This is a genomic window from Paraburkholderia sp. CI2 (assembly GCF_014201055.1).
In the GTDB taxonomy this organism is placed as follows: Bacteria; Pseudomonadota; Gammaproteobacteria; order Burkholderiales; family Burkholderiaceae; genus Paraburkholderia; species Paraburkholderia tuberum.
Genome location: NZ_JACHDL010000003.1, coordinates 103,955 through 119,987, shown reverse-complemented (window position 1 = coordinate 119,987; position 16,033 = coordinate 103,955). Strand labels below are relative to the sequence as shown.

The following is a 16,033-nucleotide window of genomic DNA, read 5'->3' as shown; positions in this document are numbered from 1 at the left end:
TCGGATCGAGCGCGATATTTATCCAGGGCCGAGCAAAGGGGCGATTGGCATGAACCGCAATTCGACGGCCATGCCAGTGCCAGACAGGTGCCGTTTCCTGTAACGCGGGTCAAATTCGGCCCCGCTAAGTTACCAGAAAATTTGGCCAGGAAAGCACAGCGGAAAGTGCCGCTTTGCTGCCCGAGGTACCACCCGATACGGTGGCTATTGCTGGACCAGATCGTACGCCGCAAGCGCCGCAATCTGCGTCACGCCACCGTCCACGGGTAAGCACGTGCCAGTAATGAATCGCGATTCGTCGCTGGCGAGAAACAGCGCGGCGGCCGCGACGTCCCATGCATCTCCCTCCAATGGGAGGGGCGCGATCTTGCGGCGACGCTCGCGAGCCTTATCGTCAAGCATGCTTTCCACCATTGGCGTAAAAATATGCCCCGGAGCAATCGCGTTGGCGCGAACCTGATCGCGGCCGTACATCACCGCGAGTTCACGCGTAAAGCCGACCATTCCCGCCTTTGACGAACCATACGCCGCCGCCCCGTGGCTGCGGATGCCTGCGACCGAACCGATGTTGACGATGGCCCCGCCCCCGCGTGCTACGATCTTCGGCACCGCACTTCGGCTCATCAAGAACGCACTTTTCAGATTGACGTCGATCACACGGTCCCAGGACGCTTCGTCGACGTCCTGCAATCTCCCCGGTGCGCCTGAGATACCGACGTTGTTGATGAGAATGTCCAGACCTCCATACCGCTGAACGGTCTCTTCGACAATGCGCGCACAGACAGCGCCGTCCGTGACATCGCCGGTCGATACGAACGCTCGGCCGCCCGCTTCCGTGATCAGCGCGAGCGTTTCCGCCGCCCGCTCGTACTGCTGATCGACGAGACAAACGGACGCGCCCTCCGCCGCAAAAAGACAGGCAATGGCCTTGCCCGTGCCAAATCCCTGACCGAGCGATCCTGCGCCGGTCACGATCGCGATCTTGCCGCTTAAACGTTGATGAAAGATTTTCGGAACAGGCATGCTGTAATCGGTTGATGAAAGTCGACTGTCATCTTGAACGTTCGAGCGAGCACCGGCACGTTCACGTTCAAGCCATAACTCGCCAGGAGGCTGCCGATGGTCGAGCTTAGTCTCGCGAAGCCAATAATGCAACATACGGTTGCATTATTGGCCTGGATCATGTCGATTCGCGCACCGTGCCGTGATCCAACAATGCCGCGCCAAAGCGTGCCGCATACGCGGTGTTCACTGCTTCGGTCTGAAAGCGGGTTTCGTTAATCGCAAAGATGAAGTATCCATACGCGAGATCGCGTCGATAGTCGTTCCACGCTTCGTCGAAATCAGGCGCCTCGACCCCGCCAATCGCCAGCTGCGAAAGATAGTGTTCGAGCAGCGACCGCTCCCATGAGCGACGGTCCTCGATATCGAGTGCACACCCTATGTGGTAGGCGACCTCGAGGCTCCAAGGCGCCCGACTGACCTGGGCATCGAAAAAACCTGGCGTCCCGTCAGCTTCGACGTACAGATTTCCCAGATGCGTATCGCCGTGAATAAGGCATACCGGTTTGCTCTTATGTTCGCGCGCAATGCGCGCGAGAGATGCCATCATCCAGTCCCGATCGTGCAGATACCGGCTTACTGCCGCTCCTCTCGGCAGCGAGATGTAGCGGGCCCAGACGTCCGGTTCGAGGTATCGGTTCTGGTATTCCAGCGACCAGTCCGAAAAGCGCTCTCCCACCCATTCGAGCCGACCGCCCTTGTCGAACTCCCGGCTGTTCCATGTTTGCGCGTGATAGCGCGCCATCGCACTCAACCGTAGGGCGACTTGTTCGTAGCCCTGCGATTGCTGGGCACGGCAAAACTGAACGTTACGCTCGCTCAGGTCTTCCATCACTACGACCGATTGCCAGGCGTCAGGATCCGTGCCTGCAAAGAAGCATCTGGGCGCGTTCATGTTGATGAACGGTAGAACGTCGCGATAAAAACGCATTTCATTGCGATACATGTCTCTCATCGAAGGACTGTGATCCTCGAAACCGCCCTTGACGATCATGCGCGCCGGCAGCGCCATTGCCTGTCCCGCGTCGTTGTACTCGAGTACGACGCGTACCTTGGTCGACGTACCCGGCAATACCTCCACGTGCCTGCACGAAGTTACTTCGGCGCCGGGAAAGCGGAACGCGATCGCGGAGGTTAGCCACTTTGCGGTCACTTCCTCAACAGCGACAGGCAACGCCATGTCACTTACCACACCAGATTCCGACAAGGTTCCTCCCGAAGATTGCAAACAAAAAGACGCGTGCGCATCGTCGCGCATACCTGCTCCCCGTCGCAACATGGGGAAAACCACACCTCGCCTATCGTTGCATATTTTGAATGCCGTGCATATAGTTGCTTGCAAATGCAGCTACTTTTTTGGCAGGAAATCGATGAATCTATCCGACTCCGTCACGCTCGAGCGAGAACCGGCTGGCGCCGAACTCGCACAGAGACTTGCGCCAGAGGAATACCGTACTGAAGATAGTGTCGCGTTCAAGATGAACCTGGTTCATCTTCTGCTTGGCGCGGAAATCGACGGAAAGCTCGCTGCGAGCGAGCTTTCAGCAATACAGTGGGGAATCCTGAAAGCACTGTCCGACGGACGTGCTCGCACACCTACTGCCTTGTGCCGGGTGCTGCTCGCTGACAGCAGCATCATGACCCGCAAGCTCGATTCGCTTGAAAAAAGAGGCTTGATTAAACGAATTCGCAGCACTTCCGACCGACGCTGTGTCGAGCTCACACTGACTTCGAACGGCCGCCAGTTGTTGCGCGGAACCCTGCCGCACATCGTCGATGCAAGCAATCGGCAGCTTCGCGGCTTCACGGTCGAAGAAGTCCGAACCGTCAAACATTTACTCGATCGGATGATCGTCAATCTGAGCTGACTAGCGATAGCAAGCCCGGAATGGACCAGCGTCTGCGCCCCAGGTCAACGCGTCTCGATATTTGAAAGGAGCTTTTATGGAGCACCCCGAAACAACAGAAAGGCAACGCGGGAACCCGGCGCAGGAGCCCAGCCTCGCGCCGCTGCCGGTTCCTCACGTATACCGCGGTCGCACTGTCACCGGAAGCGCCATCAGGCACGTGTCGCGTGATCTTGGCCAAGGTTTCTGCACGCCCAGGATCGACCTTGACGATCTCGTGTGGCCGCGAGCTGAGTCAGGCCCCGCCTTCGATATGCCGATTGCGAAGGTTATCGACTTTCTTGTCGAGCTGGGGCCGCGTTTGCATCTGGACGTCAATCCGCTGATGCAGGCCGCGCTCGAGTCAATGATCAAAGTGAGTCCGCTCGGGCGACGGATTCTCGAAAACTGCTATCGCGACATTCCCAACCTTTTCGCACGCGAGGTGATCGAGGACGAGTTGCGCGTAAGTCTTGGCGACGCGCGCCTCGTCGACGGTTGGGTGGCACGCACGCTGCGCGGGCGCCCGAGTCGTCTGCGCGCGTTTGCACCGCGCCTCGTACATGTGCTCGCAGGCAACTCGCCGATGGTGGCAGCCATGACGGTCATGCGCGCAGCGCTGACGAAAGGCGTCCACCTGCTCAAGCTGCCTTCGAACGATCTTTTCACGGCCACTGCAATTCTGCGCACGATGGCCGACATCGACCCGGATCATCCCGTCACCCAGTCGTTTTCGGCTGCGTATTGGCGCGGTGGAGACGAACATGTCGAGTCGATTCTTTATCGTCCGCAGTACTTCGACAAGATTGTCGTATGGGGCGGCGACAGCGCGGTTCGGCACGTGATGCGCTACGCTGGCCCCGGGCTCGAACTGGTCGCGTTCGATCCGAAGGTATCTATCTCGCTGGTCGGCCGTGAAGCCTTTGCCTCCGACGAGGTGCTGCGCGACGTCGCGCGTGCCGGCGCAGCCGATGTGCTGTCGTTCAACCAGGACGCGTGCAATGCGAGCCGGTATCAATTCGTCGAAGGCGACGAAGACGACGCCGACCGCTATGCCGAGCAACTGGCGCTGGCACTCGGCCAGGATTTTCGCTATGGCGACGGCCAAGGCCCGCTGGTGCCCAGCGACATTCGCGAAGCGGTTGATGTGCTGCGTGAGATGGAGCCGCTCTACCGGGTGTTCGGCGGATACGACGGCAAGGGGCTCGTCATTCGCTCGGAAGAAATGGTCGATTTTCATCCCATTTGCAAGACCGTCAACGTCGTTCCCGTGGCAAGCCTGCGCGACGGTGCGCGCTATGCGACCGTCGCCACGCAAACGGTTGGCATCTATCCGCCGCACCGGGTCACAGAGGTGCGCGACGCGCTCGCGTGCGCTGGCGTGCAACGCATCGTGGCGCTGGGCGAGTCTATTTCAGATGGGGTTGGCGGCTATCCGCATGACGGCATGTTCCCGATCCATCGATTCATGAAATGGGTCTCGGAGGAATCGGGCCCGAATCCGGAGGAGACCCGATAATGCAAGCCCTTTCCACGCTGCTTCAACTCACGGATCTTCAAGACCCCTTCCGCAACGCGCCGGAAAGCCTCCATGCCGCGCAACTGCAAGCCGTGCGCGAGCGCTTCGCGCAGCGCCGGCAGCAGATTCGCATTCTCGACAAGCGAGCCAGCGAGGCCGGAGTGACGGAAGTGAAGAGCATGAGCGACGCCGTGCCATTGCTTTTTGCCGACTCCGTCTACAAGAGCTATCCCGATTCGTTCATCGAGCAGGGAAAATGGCGCCACCTCACAGCGTGGCTTCAAACGCTCACAACCCGCAAGATCGACGGACTCGATTACGGCACGATCGCCGATCTCGACGACTGGATCCATGCGCTGCGTCGAAACGGCCACTATGTGATGAGTTCGAGCGGGACCTCGGGCAAGCAGTCCTTCATTTACCAGAGCGAAGCCGACCGCGAACTCGGCTGGCGCCTCCTCTCCCAAGGCATTCGCTGGGCGGCGAGCGGCATGCGCGATCCGTCGCGTCGCTATCCCGTGTTCCTTCTGACGCCCTCCTCCGGCTCCTACACCGGAACGGAGCGCATGGCGAAATTCGCCGAATCGATTGCGATGCCGGGCGACCTTCATTACATGTCGGATGTGCCGCAAAGCGCCGCGCACACCACGCGCATGGCGCGCATGCGGCGGGCCATCGCGGACGGCACCGCGCTCCCCAGTGAAATCGAAGCCTTCCAGAACGAAAGTCGAGAACGCAGCGAACGCGTACAAGCCGATTTCCGGCAGTTCATCGACCAACTGCTCGAACGGCGTCACGAGCCCATGTTCATCATGGGCATGATGGGCATGCTTTATCAGATCGTCGCTACGGCGCGCCAGCGTGGCATTCCCGACGCCGACTTTCACCCCGACACGATCATTAGTATCGGCGGCGGCAAGAAGGGTGCGAACCTGCCAGAAGATTTCCAGCAACAGTGCGAGCGCTTCTTCAACTTCAACGCGACCAACTTCAACGACGGCTACGGCATGGGCGAAGTATCGGGCTTTTGCCCGTGGTTTCACGAAGCGAAGGCGTGGACGGTCCCGCCCTGGCTCGTCCCGCTGGTGCTCGACTCGAGCGGCGAACAACTGCTTAATCCTGCGGACGGGAAAGGCATCGTCGAGGGTCGGCTCGCCATCATCGACCTGCTCGCGGATGGGCGCTGGGGCGGCGTGATCAGCGGCGACAAGGTCACCGTGGAGTTCGGTCACGGCATCGACGGCGTGCGCACGCCCATCATTCGCGACGTGGTGCGCTACAAGGATTTGCCCGGCGGCGACGACAAGCTGTCATGCGCGGGAACGATCGACGCCTACGTCCGCGGAGAGATCGCCGACATGACCGAGGCCCGGACCGCCAACTAAATCGATGTTTCCTACTCATCTGAAGGCCAATCGACAATGACTGAAACACAGACAAGCCCAGCCGTGTGGTTCATTACCGGCGTTTCGTCCGGCTTCGGCCGTTCGCTTGCGCAGGCGGTCCTCGCCCGTGGCGACAAAGTGGTCGGGACCGTTCGGAATGACGCACAGATCACGCCGTTCGAAAATCTCGCACCCGGACACGCGCACGGTGTGCTGCTTGACGTGACCGACGCGGCAGCGGTGCGTCGCGGCGTCGAGCAGGCCATCGAGCGCGCGGGACCGATCGACGTACTCGTCAACAATGCGGGCTACGGTCTCTTCGGCGCATTTGAAGAGGTCTCCGACGCGGAAGCACGTCAGCTGTTCGATACCAACGTGTTTGGAACGGTCAACGTGATACGCGCCGTACTGCCTCATTTTCGCGAGCGCAACCGCGGTCATATCGTGAACTTCTCGTCGGTCGCCGGCGTGATCGGCATCGCGGGCTGCAGTTTCTATTGCGCTTCGAAGCATGCGATCGAAGGGCTTTCGGAATCGCTCGCTCGTGAACTGAGCCCGTTCGGGATTCGTGTGACCGTGGTCGAGCCGGGTGGCTTCCGCACCAATTTCGCAGGCGGATCGCTGAAGTGGAGCGAGGTCGAATCACCCGTCTATACGGAGACCGTGGGCAAGATGCGTCGTTACATGAGCAGCTACCACGGCACGCAAACGGGCGATCCGGCAAAGGCTGCCGACGCCATCGTGCGCGCGGTTTCCGCAGACAGCCCGCCGCTGCGGCTACCACTAGGTCCCGACGCCGTCGACGTCGTTCGGAAGAAACTTTCGTCCGTGCAACACAACCTCGAAGCCTGGCTCGACGTGTCGAGTTCCACCAACTTCGACCACTGACGCCTGGCAACTCATAGCCCTGGAGACGACATGTCCGCTTTGGACCCGTTCTATGCAATGCTGCGCGATGAAAGCGACCCGTTTCGCAAGCACCCCGAGAACCTTCGCGAGCTTCAGCTCGCTGCCATGAAAGAGCGCTTCGCCGAGCGCCGCGAACAGATCAGGCTACTGCGTCGCAGAGCGGAAGATGTCGGCGTCAACGAGGTGACCCGCCATGAAGATATGGTGCCCCTGCTGTTCGCGCATCAGATCTACAAGAGCTACCCCGAGTCATTCATCGACAACGGCCGCTGGAAGCATCTTTCGGCATGGCTGCAAACGCTATCGAGCAAACGGGTAGCCGAAGTCGATCTGGACGGCGCGGACAACGTCGACGCATGGATGGACCGTCTGCGCACAGCGGGACACCATGTTTTCAGCTCGAGCGGCACATCCGGCAAGTGCAGCTTCATCAGTCAGACGCAAGCCGATCTCGACAATGTCACCGAGTCGTGCGTGAAACTGGGCGTCTATGGCAACGCAATGATCCAAAGAGATTTCGGCAAGCGCCCGGCTTTCCTCATGATGCCGCCTGCCGGCGCGCATCGGCATATCGAACCGGTACTGAACGCAGCGCGACGGCTCGGCGCGGAAACCACGCTGATGTTCGACGAACCGGTGCTCGCATCCGCAACGATTTCGATGGGCCGCATGCGCCGCGCAATCGCCGACGGCTCCGCGAAACCGAGCGAGGTCGCGGCGTTTCAGGAGCAGGCGGTGGCGCGCCAACGTCATACCGGCAAGATGATCGACCGGTTTCTCGACAAGCTCACCGCGCAGCGCGAAGTTCCGGTGCTCGTCCAAGGCAACTGGTCGTTGCACTGGACGCTCGTCGAGCGCGCCCGTCAGCGCGGCATCGCCGATGGCATCTGCCATCCGGACACGGTAATCACCACCGGTGGCGGCTTGAAGGGCACCTCGGCCCCCGCCGACTATCGGGAGCAAATCATCCGCTTCTACGGTATTCGTGCCGAGAACGTCCAGAACAGTTATGGCATGTCCGAGATGATCGGAACCGGCCCCTGGTCGGAAGTTGCGCAGGGCTATGCAATCTGCCCGTGGATCGTCCCGTTCGTCCTCGACAAGGCGGGAGAGCAACTGCTGAATCCTGCGGATGGACTGGGCGTCGTTGAGGGGCGCTTCGCGTTTTTCGATCTGCTGGCCGAAGGATACTGGGGTGGTTTCATCACCGGCGACAAGGTCGTGGTCGACTTTTCACCGGCGGGAAACACCGACGGCCTGCAAGGGCCGCTGGTCCGTCAAGTCGGCCGCTACGCCGATCTCGAAGAAGGCGAAGACAAGCTCTCGTGCGCCGGCACGATGGAGTCGTATGTACGTGGCATGATCAACGTTTGAGCCCTGCTGCGCGCGGTCCGAGCCCCAGGGGCGCCATGACTGGCGCCCCCTTGGGCTCATGAGTATACTGATGTCCTGATTCCGACATCAAACACTCCCCGATGTACAAACCTATGTCAGTTCAGGCTCCCAACGGAGCCTCGCGGCTCGCTGCGGCGGACAAACCTCGAACGGCTGGCCGGCCCACCCACGACGATGCAGTTCAGTTGCGCGAGCGGCTGCTCGAAGCCGCCAAATCCGTGTTCATCAGAGAAGGTTTCGGCGCCGCCAGGGTCGAGGAAATCGCATCGCTGGCTGGCGTCAGCAAAACGACCGTGTATCGCCAGTTCGGCACGAAAGAAGAGCTGTTTCGCTCCATCGTCTGGCGCGGGATGGCCGATCTGCGGGGCAAGATCTCGGAACATCTGGAACCGGGCCGCGATTTTTCGACGAACCTGGCATCCCTTATCGATGCGCTCGTCGAACACATGGCAATACCGGACAGCATGCACACTTCACGCATGGTCATTGGCGAGGCGATTCGCTTTCCCGATGTCGCAAAGCAGTTTCTGCAGTTCGTGGTGACGATGCTGGAGCCGCTAACCGGCGTTCTGGAAGCCGCCGCGCTCAGCGGCGTGATCGCCATCGACGATCCCTCGAACGCGGCGCGCGATCTTCTCACACTGGTCACAGGCGCGCCCGAAGTGCACCTCGCGGTTCAGACCACCCGTTCCGAACGGAAACGCCGGGCTGAGCGGATTCATCGGCTTCTGTTGACCGCGTGGAGGTACCGTGCGGCACTGGATAAGGTTCGAGCCCGGTCAATGCCGTAACGTTCGCGCGGCCATCCAGGTCTCGCCGACGCACTAGCTGTCAATTTCTCCCATCACCTGGAATTGCCCCGACGCCTGGGCGATGCATTTCGCATTCGCCCAGATCCGGCAGTCGGAGAAAGTCCGCATTCGCTCTTGCGAAAGTAGGTAGGTCCGAACATCCGATGGAAGGGACCGAACTCCGGCATCAATGCAAAGCCCTCCGGGATGAGCTTTGCGCCGCTCTCTTCGAGCGCGTCTACCGCCGATGAGTCTGCTTGCTCCAATGCAATCCTCCTGTTCAACGCCGCCTGCGAGACGGCGCCAATATTGCTTTTTCATCGATAGAACATAGCGTATCATTATCCGCACACAAGTCAACTATGTGAATGACCAATGGATACCACGTCGCTCTTTTCGCCTCTCACCGTGCGCGGGGTCACGCTTGCCAACCGTATCGTCATGTCACCCATGACTCGCGGCTTTTCGCCGAACGGATTGCCCGGTAGTGACGTCGCCGCCTACTACAAACGGCGTGCGCAGGGCGAGACGGGCCTGATCATCACGGAAGGCGTCGGCGTCGATCACCCCGCGGCGCTCGGCGAAGCCGGACTCGGAGAAAATTCGATTCCAGTGCTCGCCGGAGAGGAATCAGTTGCCGCGTGGCGACGCGTGACGGACGAAGTTCACGCTAGCGGCGGAATTATCTTTCCTCAGTTGTGGCATATGGGACCCATGAAAGAGGCGAATACGGGCCCCTTCCCGGCCGCCTCGCCACTGCGCCCATCGGGACTGTGGGGACCGGAAGGACGAACCACATCGCTCAACGCAGGTTACATGGAGCGCGTCATGCCGCCAACTCGCCCGATGACCGATGCCGAGATCGCGGACGTCATTGCAGCCTATGGTCGAAGCGCGCGCTATGCGACGGCCGCCGGCTTCGATGGCATCGCGATTCACGGAGCTCACGGCTATCTGATCGACGCTTTTTTGTGGGCAGAAACCAATCAACGCACGGATCGATGGGGCAAGGATCTCACGGCGCGCAGCCGCTTTGCCGCCGAGGTTGTCCGCGCAATCCGCGAAGCGATCGGTGCGACGATGCCGATCACGTTCCGCTTCTCCCAGTGGAAGCAGCAGGATTTCCGCGCGCGTCTCGCCAACGACCCGCACGAACTCGAGCACATTCTCGCGCCGCTCGCGGATGCTGGCGTCGACATCTTCGAGGCGAGCACCCGCTATTTCAACCGGGCGGAATTCGCGGGCTCAGAGATGAATCTCGCCGGTTGGGTGAAGAAGGTAACCGGCAAGCTTTCGATGACTGTTGGTGGGATCGGCATTAACAAGGGCTACTACGATTCAATGGCCGGGGCCGCGACAGCGGCGCAGCCCGACCTCACTGCCCTGCTCGATCGTTTCTCACGCAGCGAGTTCGATCTTGTCGGCGTGGGACGCTCGCTTCTACATGATCCGAACTGGGCGCGGCGCGTACGGCTTGGCGAGCCGTTCCTCGGGTTCAGCAACGACTCGCTCGCACACCTCACCTGAAACGCGATTTGCAGTTGGCGCCTTGACTCGGGCATCAACTGCTATTTCCGGTTCGGGATCTTTACGTACGCCCGGTGACAGGAATCAACGCACCGGTCACCCCCGACGCGGCGCCAGACGCGAGAAAGAGAATCACCTCGGCAATTTCTTCAGGCCGCACCCAGCGGGAAAAGTCAGCGTCGGGCATATCCTTGCGGTTCTGTGGCGTATCGATGATGCCTGGCAAGATAGCGTTGACAGTAATGGAACGGCCTTTGAGTTCTTCGGCCAGCGCCTCAGTCAAACGCATCACCCCCGACTTCGAGGCCGCATACGCTCCCATGCCCGCGCCCGCCTTCAGCGCAGCGCCGGCTCCAATATTGATGATGCGTCCGCCCTCCGCGCTGTCGGCAATATGGTCGAGTGCCGCTTTCGACGCAGTCGCCGCCGTGCGCACGTTCGTCCGGTACATCAGATCCCAGGTGTCGAGACTGCCGTCCGCCAGCGTTTCCCAGCGAAAGCCTCCCGCTACATTGACGATCGCATCGAGCTTGCCAAGCTGCTCGACGACCGCGGAAAGCGCCGAGCGCGCCGCATCGAGATCAGTCAGCTCGACGCCTCCTCGCCACCAGGAAGCATGCAGCTGCTCCGCGCTCGCGTTCTCCGGCTCGAGCGCCTTGTCGATCAGCGCGACCTTCCAGCCGTTCTCGGCAAACACGCGACCAACCGTGCGCCCAAGCGTGCCGAATCCACCCGTTATCGCCACTACCCGTTGCATGAGCATCCCTCCCTCGCCGCGCCCGGCGCCGCGGGTACCGCTGGCGCCGGACACTGTAAAAGCTCAACGTCCCTTGAACACCGGCTCGCGTTTCTCGCGAAACGCGTTGACCGCCTCTTGATGGTCTTCCGTCAGGTTCGACAGCGCCTCGTATGCAATCGACGCGTCGAGAATGGCATGCGCAAGTTGCTTCAGGCCGATGTTGATCGACGCCTTGGTCCACTGGATGGCGCGCGAAGCGCCGTTTGCGAGACGCTTCGCCATCGCGTCGACCACGGCATCCAGCTGGTCGGCCGGTACGGCATGATTGATGAGCCCCAGTCGGGCCGCCTCTTCCGCGGTGACGAGGTCCCCCGTCAACAAATACTCCTTGGCCTTCGCATAGCCCACGAGCTGCGGCCAGATCACCGCGCCGCCATCGCCCGCCACGAAGCCGACTTTCACGTGCGGATCGCCAATCTTTGCGTGATTGGCCGCGTAGCTCAGATCCGAGAACAGCGCGATCGTCGCGCCGAGACCGATTGCATGACCGTTGATCTTGGCGATGACCGGCTTCGGACAATCGAGCATCGAGAAGACAATTTTCTTTGCACGCTGCATGCCTTCGAGGAACAGCGTGGGGTTGTCGATGACCTGCTGCATATGCTCGATATCGCCGCCCGCGCTAAAAGCCCGCCCTGCGCCCGTCAACACCACGACACGGGTCTCAACGTCCTCCGCGACATCGAGAAAAAGCCGCGACATCTCAATGTCCATTTGCTCATCGAACGCGTTCAACGTTTCCGGGCGGTTGAGCGTAACGGTCAAGACGCCGCCTTCGCGTTCGAGCAGTAGCGCCTGATAGGCCGAAATATTCATGGCTAACCTGTTCATAATGAAGAAATCGCGCGGGACGGACAGACCGTCTGCCGCCGCCGACCGGTACAAGGCCGATCACACGTGCAGCGGAATGAACCGGCGGCCGTTGTCGTACATGATCTTGCGCGTGTCTTCTTCCGAGAGCCCATTGCATGCTTCCGACGCGAACTCCTTCGGTTCGGGCACGCCTTCCGCGTGCGGATAGTCGGAGCCCATCAACAGGAAGTCCGACGATCCCGTTTGAGCGATGATCTGGGCGATGTCGTCCTCCGGATACGCGACCACGAAGACATTTTCCTTGAAGATCTGGCTCGGGCGTTTCTTCAGTTGACCGCATGGCCAGTAGCCATTCTTCGCCATCCCCCGGCACTTGTCCATTTTGACGAGCAGCGAAGGCACCCATTCGGCACCGTTTTCGGCGCTGCACAGCTTGACCCGCGGGAAACGCTCGAAGAAGTTGTAGAAGATGAACGACGACAGCGTTTCCATGACCGGCCGCTCGCCGTAACCGTGCATCCAGACAAAGGCGGTCTGACGCTGGCGCGACTGCTGCACGGGCTCGCCCCACACCGCCATATGATCCTTCATGTAGATCGCTTCCGACACATGGAAGGTGACGCGCACGCCCGCTTCGTTGAGGATCGACCAGAACGGATCGAAGTACGGATCCGCAGGTGCACGGCCATTGAACGGCCCCATCGGCATCAGGATCACCCGCACACCGTTCGCAACCAGCCACCTGGCCTCGGCGACAGCCGCATCGAGATCGTCGAGCGTGACGACCGGCGTCGTGTAGATGCGGTCTTTGTAGTCGAAGCCCCAGTCGTCGAGCATCCACTGGTTATACGCATGCAACACCGCATTTGCCGCAACGGGCTCGTTGAGGTAGGAAATACACGCGACCATTTCGCCGATGTACATCGTGCAGGCTTCAACACCGAAATCGTCCATCTTCTTCAGGCGCGCGTCGCGGTTGAACATGTCCGGCGTCGGCGAAACCCGCATATCGACGTTATCCTTGCCATCCTTCATCGCGCGCAGCCATTCATGCAGCTTGCCCGGCGGCGGAACGTGCCCCTCGGCCGATGTGTATCCCTCGCTGATTTCCACCTTCCGGTCGCCCACATACATGCAGCGGTTGCCGTCTGCCGTGACACGGCTGGTAAAAGACCAGTCCTTCCTGAACTTCTCGGGCAAATGACGGTTGAACGCGTCCTCGACTTCGTAGAAGTGCGTGTCGGCGTCGTAGATCTTCCCTTGATACGTTTGCATGGTCTCGCTCCTGATTGTGGGGAGCGCTTCAGAACGTGCGCCCTTGAAAGAAGTATCGGGTCAAGCCATCGACCAAAAAACTCTCATATCGAACTCGAAAACGTCGATATCGATTTGATATCGGGCGGTGGCCTCGCGACCCTTGCGGTCGGTATCGAACTCTCCAAAAAACATCAATACGAACGACGTTCGCATATAAGTATAATCGAAACGAAGACACGCAACCGGAGACGTTTATGCAAGCCGAAGTACTCTCCCAGCCGGCACACCGAGCGCAACCGGTAGCGGGTCCACCGCGCGGGTTCACGATGGCGATCCTGCTTGCCGCGGTAGCGGCCTCGTCCGGCATCACCGTCATCTACACCGTGCTGGTCACGCTCTACAAGGCTTTTCCTGCGTCGAACTCCGTGAGCTGGACCGTCACCGCGTACTGGCTCGGCTCGGCCGTCTTTGCCGCCGTGAGCGGGCGACTCGGCGACCTGTTGGGCTACCGCCGCATCCTGCTCGTGGTGATATCGGTCGCTGCGGCGGGCGCAGTCGTGGCCGCATGCGCGACCGATGTCGGCATGCTCGTCGCGGGGTGTGCGATGCAATCGATCGCGGCAGGCATTACGCCACTCTCCATCGGGCTGGTTCGTGAGAATCTGCCACCCGCGAGACTGCCTGCCGCGGTGGGGTTGATCAGCGCGGCAGGCATGGTGTCGGCGGGGCTGATCTACATCTGCGCGGGCGTTGTCGTGGATCACTATTCGTGGCAAGGCGGCTTCTGGTTCAAAGTCGCGCTTTGCGTCGTGGCCGTCGCGGCGGTACGCGCGTGGGCACCGCCGTCGCCACCGAATCCCGGCGTACGGATCGACTACATTCGAGGTCTCGCGTTCGCTCCGGCGCTTTGCGCCATCCTCTTCGCCGTGCAGCAAATCCGCACGTGGGGGCTCGGCGATCCGCGGCTGTGGGGCTTGATCGCTGGCGGGATGATCGTGCTCGGACTCTGGGCACGCCATCAACACGGGGCGCGTCATCCGCTCATCAATGTGCGTCTGCTGAAGACGCGCGAAGTCGTGTTGGCCAATGCATGCATGGCATTCCTCGCGGCAGGCGCCATGCAACTAGGACAGGTCTTCTCGCTGCTCGCCCAGCAACCTGCCGGCACGCACGCCGGATTCGGGTTGAGCGCGACGGCAGCCGGATTACTGATGTTCAGCATCAACATCGTCGCGCTGGTCGCGAGCCCATGGAGCGGCCGGGTTGCTGCCCGCTACAAGGCCCGGCCCGCTGCCTTGATTGGCATGCTCATACTGGCCCTGGGCTGGGCCTCGCTGATCGTGCTTCATCGCAGCCTGCTGCTCTTCGTTCCAGGTGCGGTGCTGTGCTCGTTCGGCCTCGCCTTCGCAAGCACGGCGCTGTACAACCAGATCGTGGAAGCGACGCCTGCACATCAGACAGGCGAGGCAACGGGCATGCTCTACGTTTTCTTCTCGTGTTTCTTCGCGGTAGGTGCCCAGGCGGTATTTGCGCTGCTGCGCAGCGCGACGGCGGGACACGACGGTGCATCGTTTCCGGCCGATAGTGGCTATGTTTCGGTATTCGTCTACATCGCCTGCAGTTCGATCGCCGGACTGCTGGTCGCCTTCATGCTGCCGAAGCGTCGTACACGCTGACGGTCGTTGCGACCGATCCGTTGCGCGCGGGTGCAACGCTTCTTCGACCGCACCGCGACCGCGGCGCATTGAAGCACCCGCTTCACTGCGCCGCCGGCCGACTGGCGAGTCACTCCTCTTCTGCCTGACCCAACGCAGACGCCCGCTGGGCGACTCTGATCATGTGCTCTTCGAGCCGGCGACGTTCGCGGTCGAAGCGTTCGAGCGGCGCACCAATTGCCATCGCCGCGATGACATTGCCATTCGGTCCGAAGATCGGCGACGACACGCCGGCCGAATCCGGCAGTAGTTCACCGCGACTCACCGACAGGCCGCTTTCGAGGATGTGGTCGAGTTCGTCACGCAACGCCTTCTTTGTTGCGATCGTTTGCGGGGTGCGGCGCTCGAATTTGACCGTCTTCATGTAGTCGGTAACGAAAGCGTCCGGTGCATGGGCGAGCAGCACGCGGCCCGCAGCCGTGCAATAGAGCGGGCGACGCAAACCGATGTGCATTGAATAGCGCACCGATTGCTCGCTCTCGATCACGTCGACATAGGTGATCTCTTTGTGTTCGACGTCAAGGACACCGACATACACGGTTTCATTGGTGCTCTTCGAGAGATCCACCAGGAACGGGCGCAGTATCTTCGAAAAATTCCACGCGGCCATCACGCCTGCCGACAACCGGAAGATCGACGGTCCCAGGCGATAGCGGCCTACGTCGTGCATCAAGTACCCCTCCGCCACCAGAGGTCTCAGCAGATTGAGCAGGCTGCTCTTCGGTGACTCGAGAGCGACATTCAGTTCTGCTAGCGACATCCCGTCCGGAGACTTCGCCAGCACATCGAAAATTCCGAGGAGTCGGGTCAGCGAGCGCGGCCCGCTGACGTCCCGGTCCGCCGGCGCTGAGGTCTCTTTCAACATGATTTTCCCCATGAATTGACTGTATCGATTATACGTGAACTATTCACATAGTTTTACATCGATCACAATTTGGCACACTTTAACACCACCCGAATTCGGGAATACGCCAG

The 16,033-nt window shown here is 60.7% G+C and carries 14 protein-coding genes; 8 read left to right on the top strand and 6 right to left on the bottom strand.

Annotated elements, in window-relative coordinates; genetic code table 11:
* Positions 1-204: 204 nt before the first annotated feature.
* Complete coding sequence (locus HDG32_RS06155; protein WP_260336003.1) at positions 205-1,158, bottom strand: SDR family NAD(P)-dependent oxidoreductase; 954 nt, start codon at positions 1,156-1,158, stop codon at positions 205-207.
* 22 nt (positions 1,159-1,180) lie between these two features.
* On the bottom strand, positions 1,181-2,320 hold the full coding sequence (locus HDG32_RS06150) for a phosphotransferase (protein WP_260336001.1): 1,140 nt from the start codon (positions 2,318-2,320) through the stop codon (positions 1,181-1,183).
* Between the two features lie 112 nt (positions 2,321-2,432).
* Between HDG32_RS06150 and HDG32_RS06145 the strand changes: the two genes are divergently transcribed.
* The 7 genes from HDG32_RS06145 to HDG32_RS06115 all read left to right on the top strand — a co-directional run bounded on the left by HDG32_RS06145 (position 2,433) and on the right by HDG32_RS06115 (position 10,474).
* Positions 2,433-2,930 (top strand): MarR family winged helix-turn-helix transcriptional regulator, encoded by a 498-nt coding sequence (locus tag HDG32_RS06145; protein WP_184064419.1) that lies wholly within the window; start codon positions 2,433-2,435, stop codon positions 2,928-2,930.
* A gap of 292 nt (positions 2,931-3,222) precedes the next feature.
* Positions 3,223-4,467 (top strand): acyl-CoA reductase, encoded by a 1,245-nt coding sequence (locus HDG32_RS06140; protein ID WP_260335993.1) that lies wholly within the window; start codon positions 3,223-3,225, stop codon positions 4,465-4,467.
* Complete coding sequence (locus HDG32_RS06135) at positions 4,467-5,852, top strand: hypothetical protein (protein ID WP_184064413.1); 1,386 nt, start codon at positions 4,467-4,469, stop codon at positions 5,850-5,852. Before HDG32_RS06140 ends, HDG32_RS06135 begins: the two co-directional genes overlap by 1 nt.
* A gap of 36 nt (positions 5,853-5,888) precedes the next feature.
* Complete coding sequence (locus HDG32_RS06130; RefSeq protein ID WP_184064410.1) at positions 5,889-6,740, top strand: oxidoreductase; 852 nt, start codon at positions 5,889-5,891, stop codon at positions 6,738-6,740.
* A gap of 30 nt (positions 6,741-6,770) precedes the next feature.
* Positions 6,771-8,135 carry a hypothetical protein gene (locus HDG32_RS06125; protein ID WP_184064409.1) on the top strand — a complete coding sequence of 455 codons (1,365 nt, stop codon included), beginning with the start codon at positions 6,771-6,773 and terminating at the stop codon, positions 8,133-8,135.
* A 113-nt stretch (positions 8,136-8,248) separates the two neighbouring features.
* Positions 8,249-8,947: a TetR/AcrR family transcriptional regulator gene (locus HDG32_RS06120; RefSeq protein WP_260335992.1), complete on the top strand. Its 699-nt coding sequence runs from the start codon at positions 8,249-8,251 to the stop codon at positions 8,945-8,947.
* 375 nt (positions 8,948-9,322) lie between these two features.
* On the top strand, positions 9,323-10,474 hold the full coding sequence (locus HDG32_RS06115) for an NADH:flavin oxidoreductase (RefSeq protein ID WP_184064403.1): 1,152 nt from the start codon (positions 9,323-9,325) through the stop codon (positions 10,472-10,474).
* Positions 10,475-10,535: 61 nt separating this feature from the next.
* Here HDG32_RS06115 and HDG32_RS06110 read toward each other — a convergent pair whose 3' ends face one another.
* The 3 genes from HDG32_RS06110 to HDG32_RS06100 all read right to left on the bottom strand — a co-directional run bounded on the left by HDG32_RS06110 (position 10,536) and on the right by HDG32_RS06100 (position 13,361).
* Positions 10,536-11,231 carry an SDR family NAD(P)-dependent oxidoreductase gene (locus HDG32_RS06110; RefSeq protein ID WP_184065002.1) on the bottom strand — a complete coding sequence of 232 codons (696 nt, stop codon included), beginning with the start codon at positions 11,229-11,231 and terminating at the stop codon, positions 10,536-10,538.
* Between the two features lie 63 nt (positions 11,232-11,294).
* Entirely contained in the window at positions 11,295-12,089 is a 795-nt protein-coding gene (locus HDG32_RS06105; protein WP_184064400.1) for an enoyl-CoA hydratase/isomerase family protein, read from the bottom strand.
* Between the two features lie 75 nt (positions 12,090-12,164).
* Positions 12,165-13,361, bottom strand: coding sequence for an amidohydrolase family protein (locus tag HDG32_RS06100; protein ID WP_184064397.1), 1,197 nt, complete (start codon positions 13,359-13,361; stop codon positions 12,165-12,167).
* A 236-nt stretch (positions 13,362-13,597) separates the two neighbouring features.
* Between HDG32_RS06100 and HDG32_RS06095 the strand changes: the two genes are divergently transcribed.
* On the top strand, positions 13,598-15,019 hold the full coding sequence (locus HDG32_RS06095) for an MFS transporter (RefSeq protein WP_260335991.1): 1,422 nt from the start codon (positions 13,598-13,600) through the stop codon (positions 15,017-15,019).
* Positions 15,020-15,128: 109 nt separating this feature from the next.
* Here HDG32_RS06095 and HDG32_RS06090 read toward each other — a convergent pair whose 3' ends face one another.
* A complete protein-coding gene (locus tag HDG32_RS06090; RefSeq protein ID WP_184064394.1) occupies positions 15,129-15,923 on the bottom strand; it encodes an IclR family transcriptional regulator in 795 nt (264 codons plus the stop codon).
* Between the last annotated feature and the right edge of the window lie 110 nt (positions 15,924-16,033).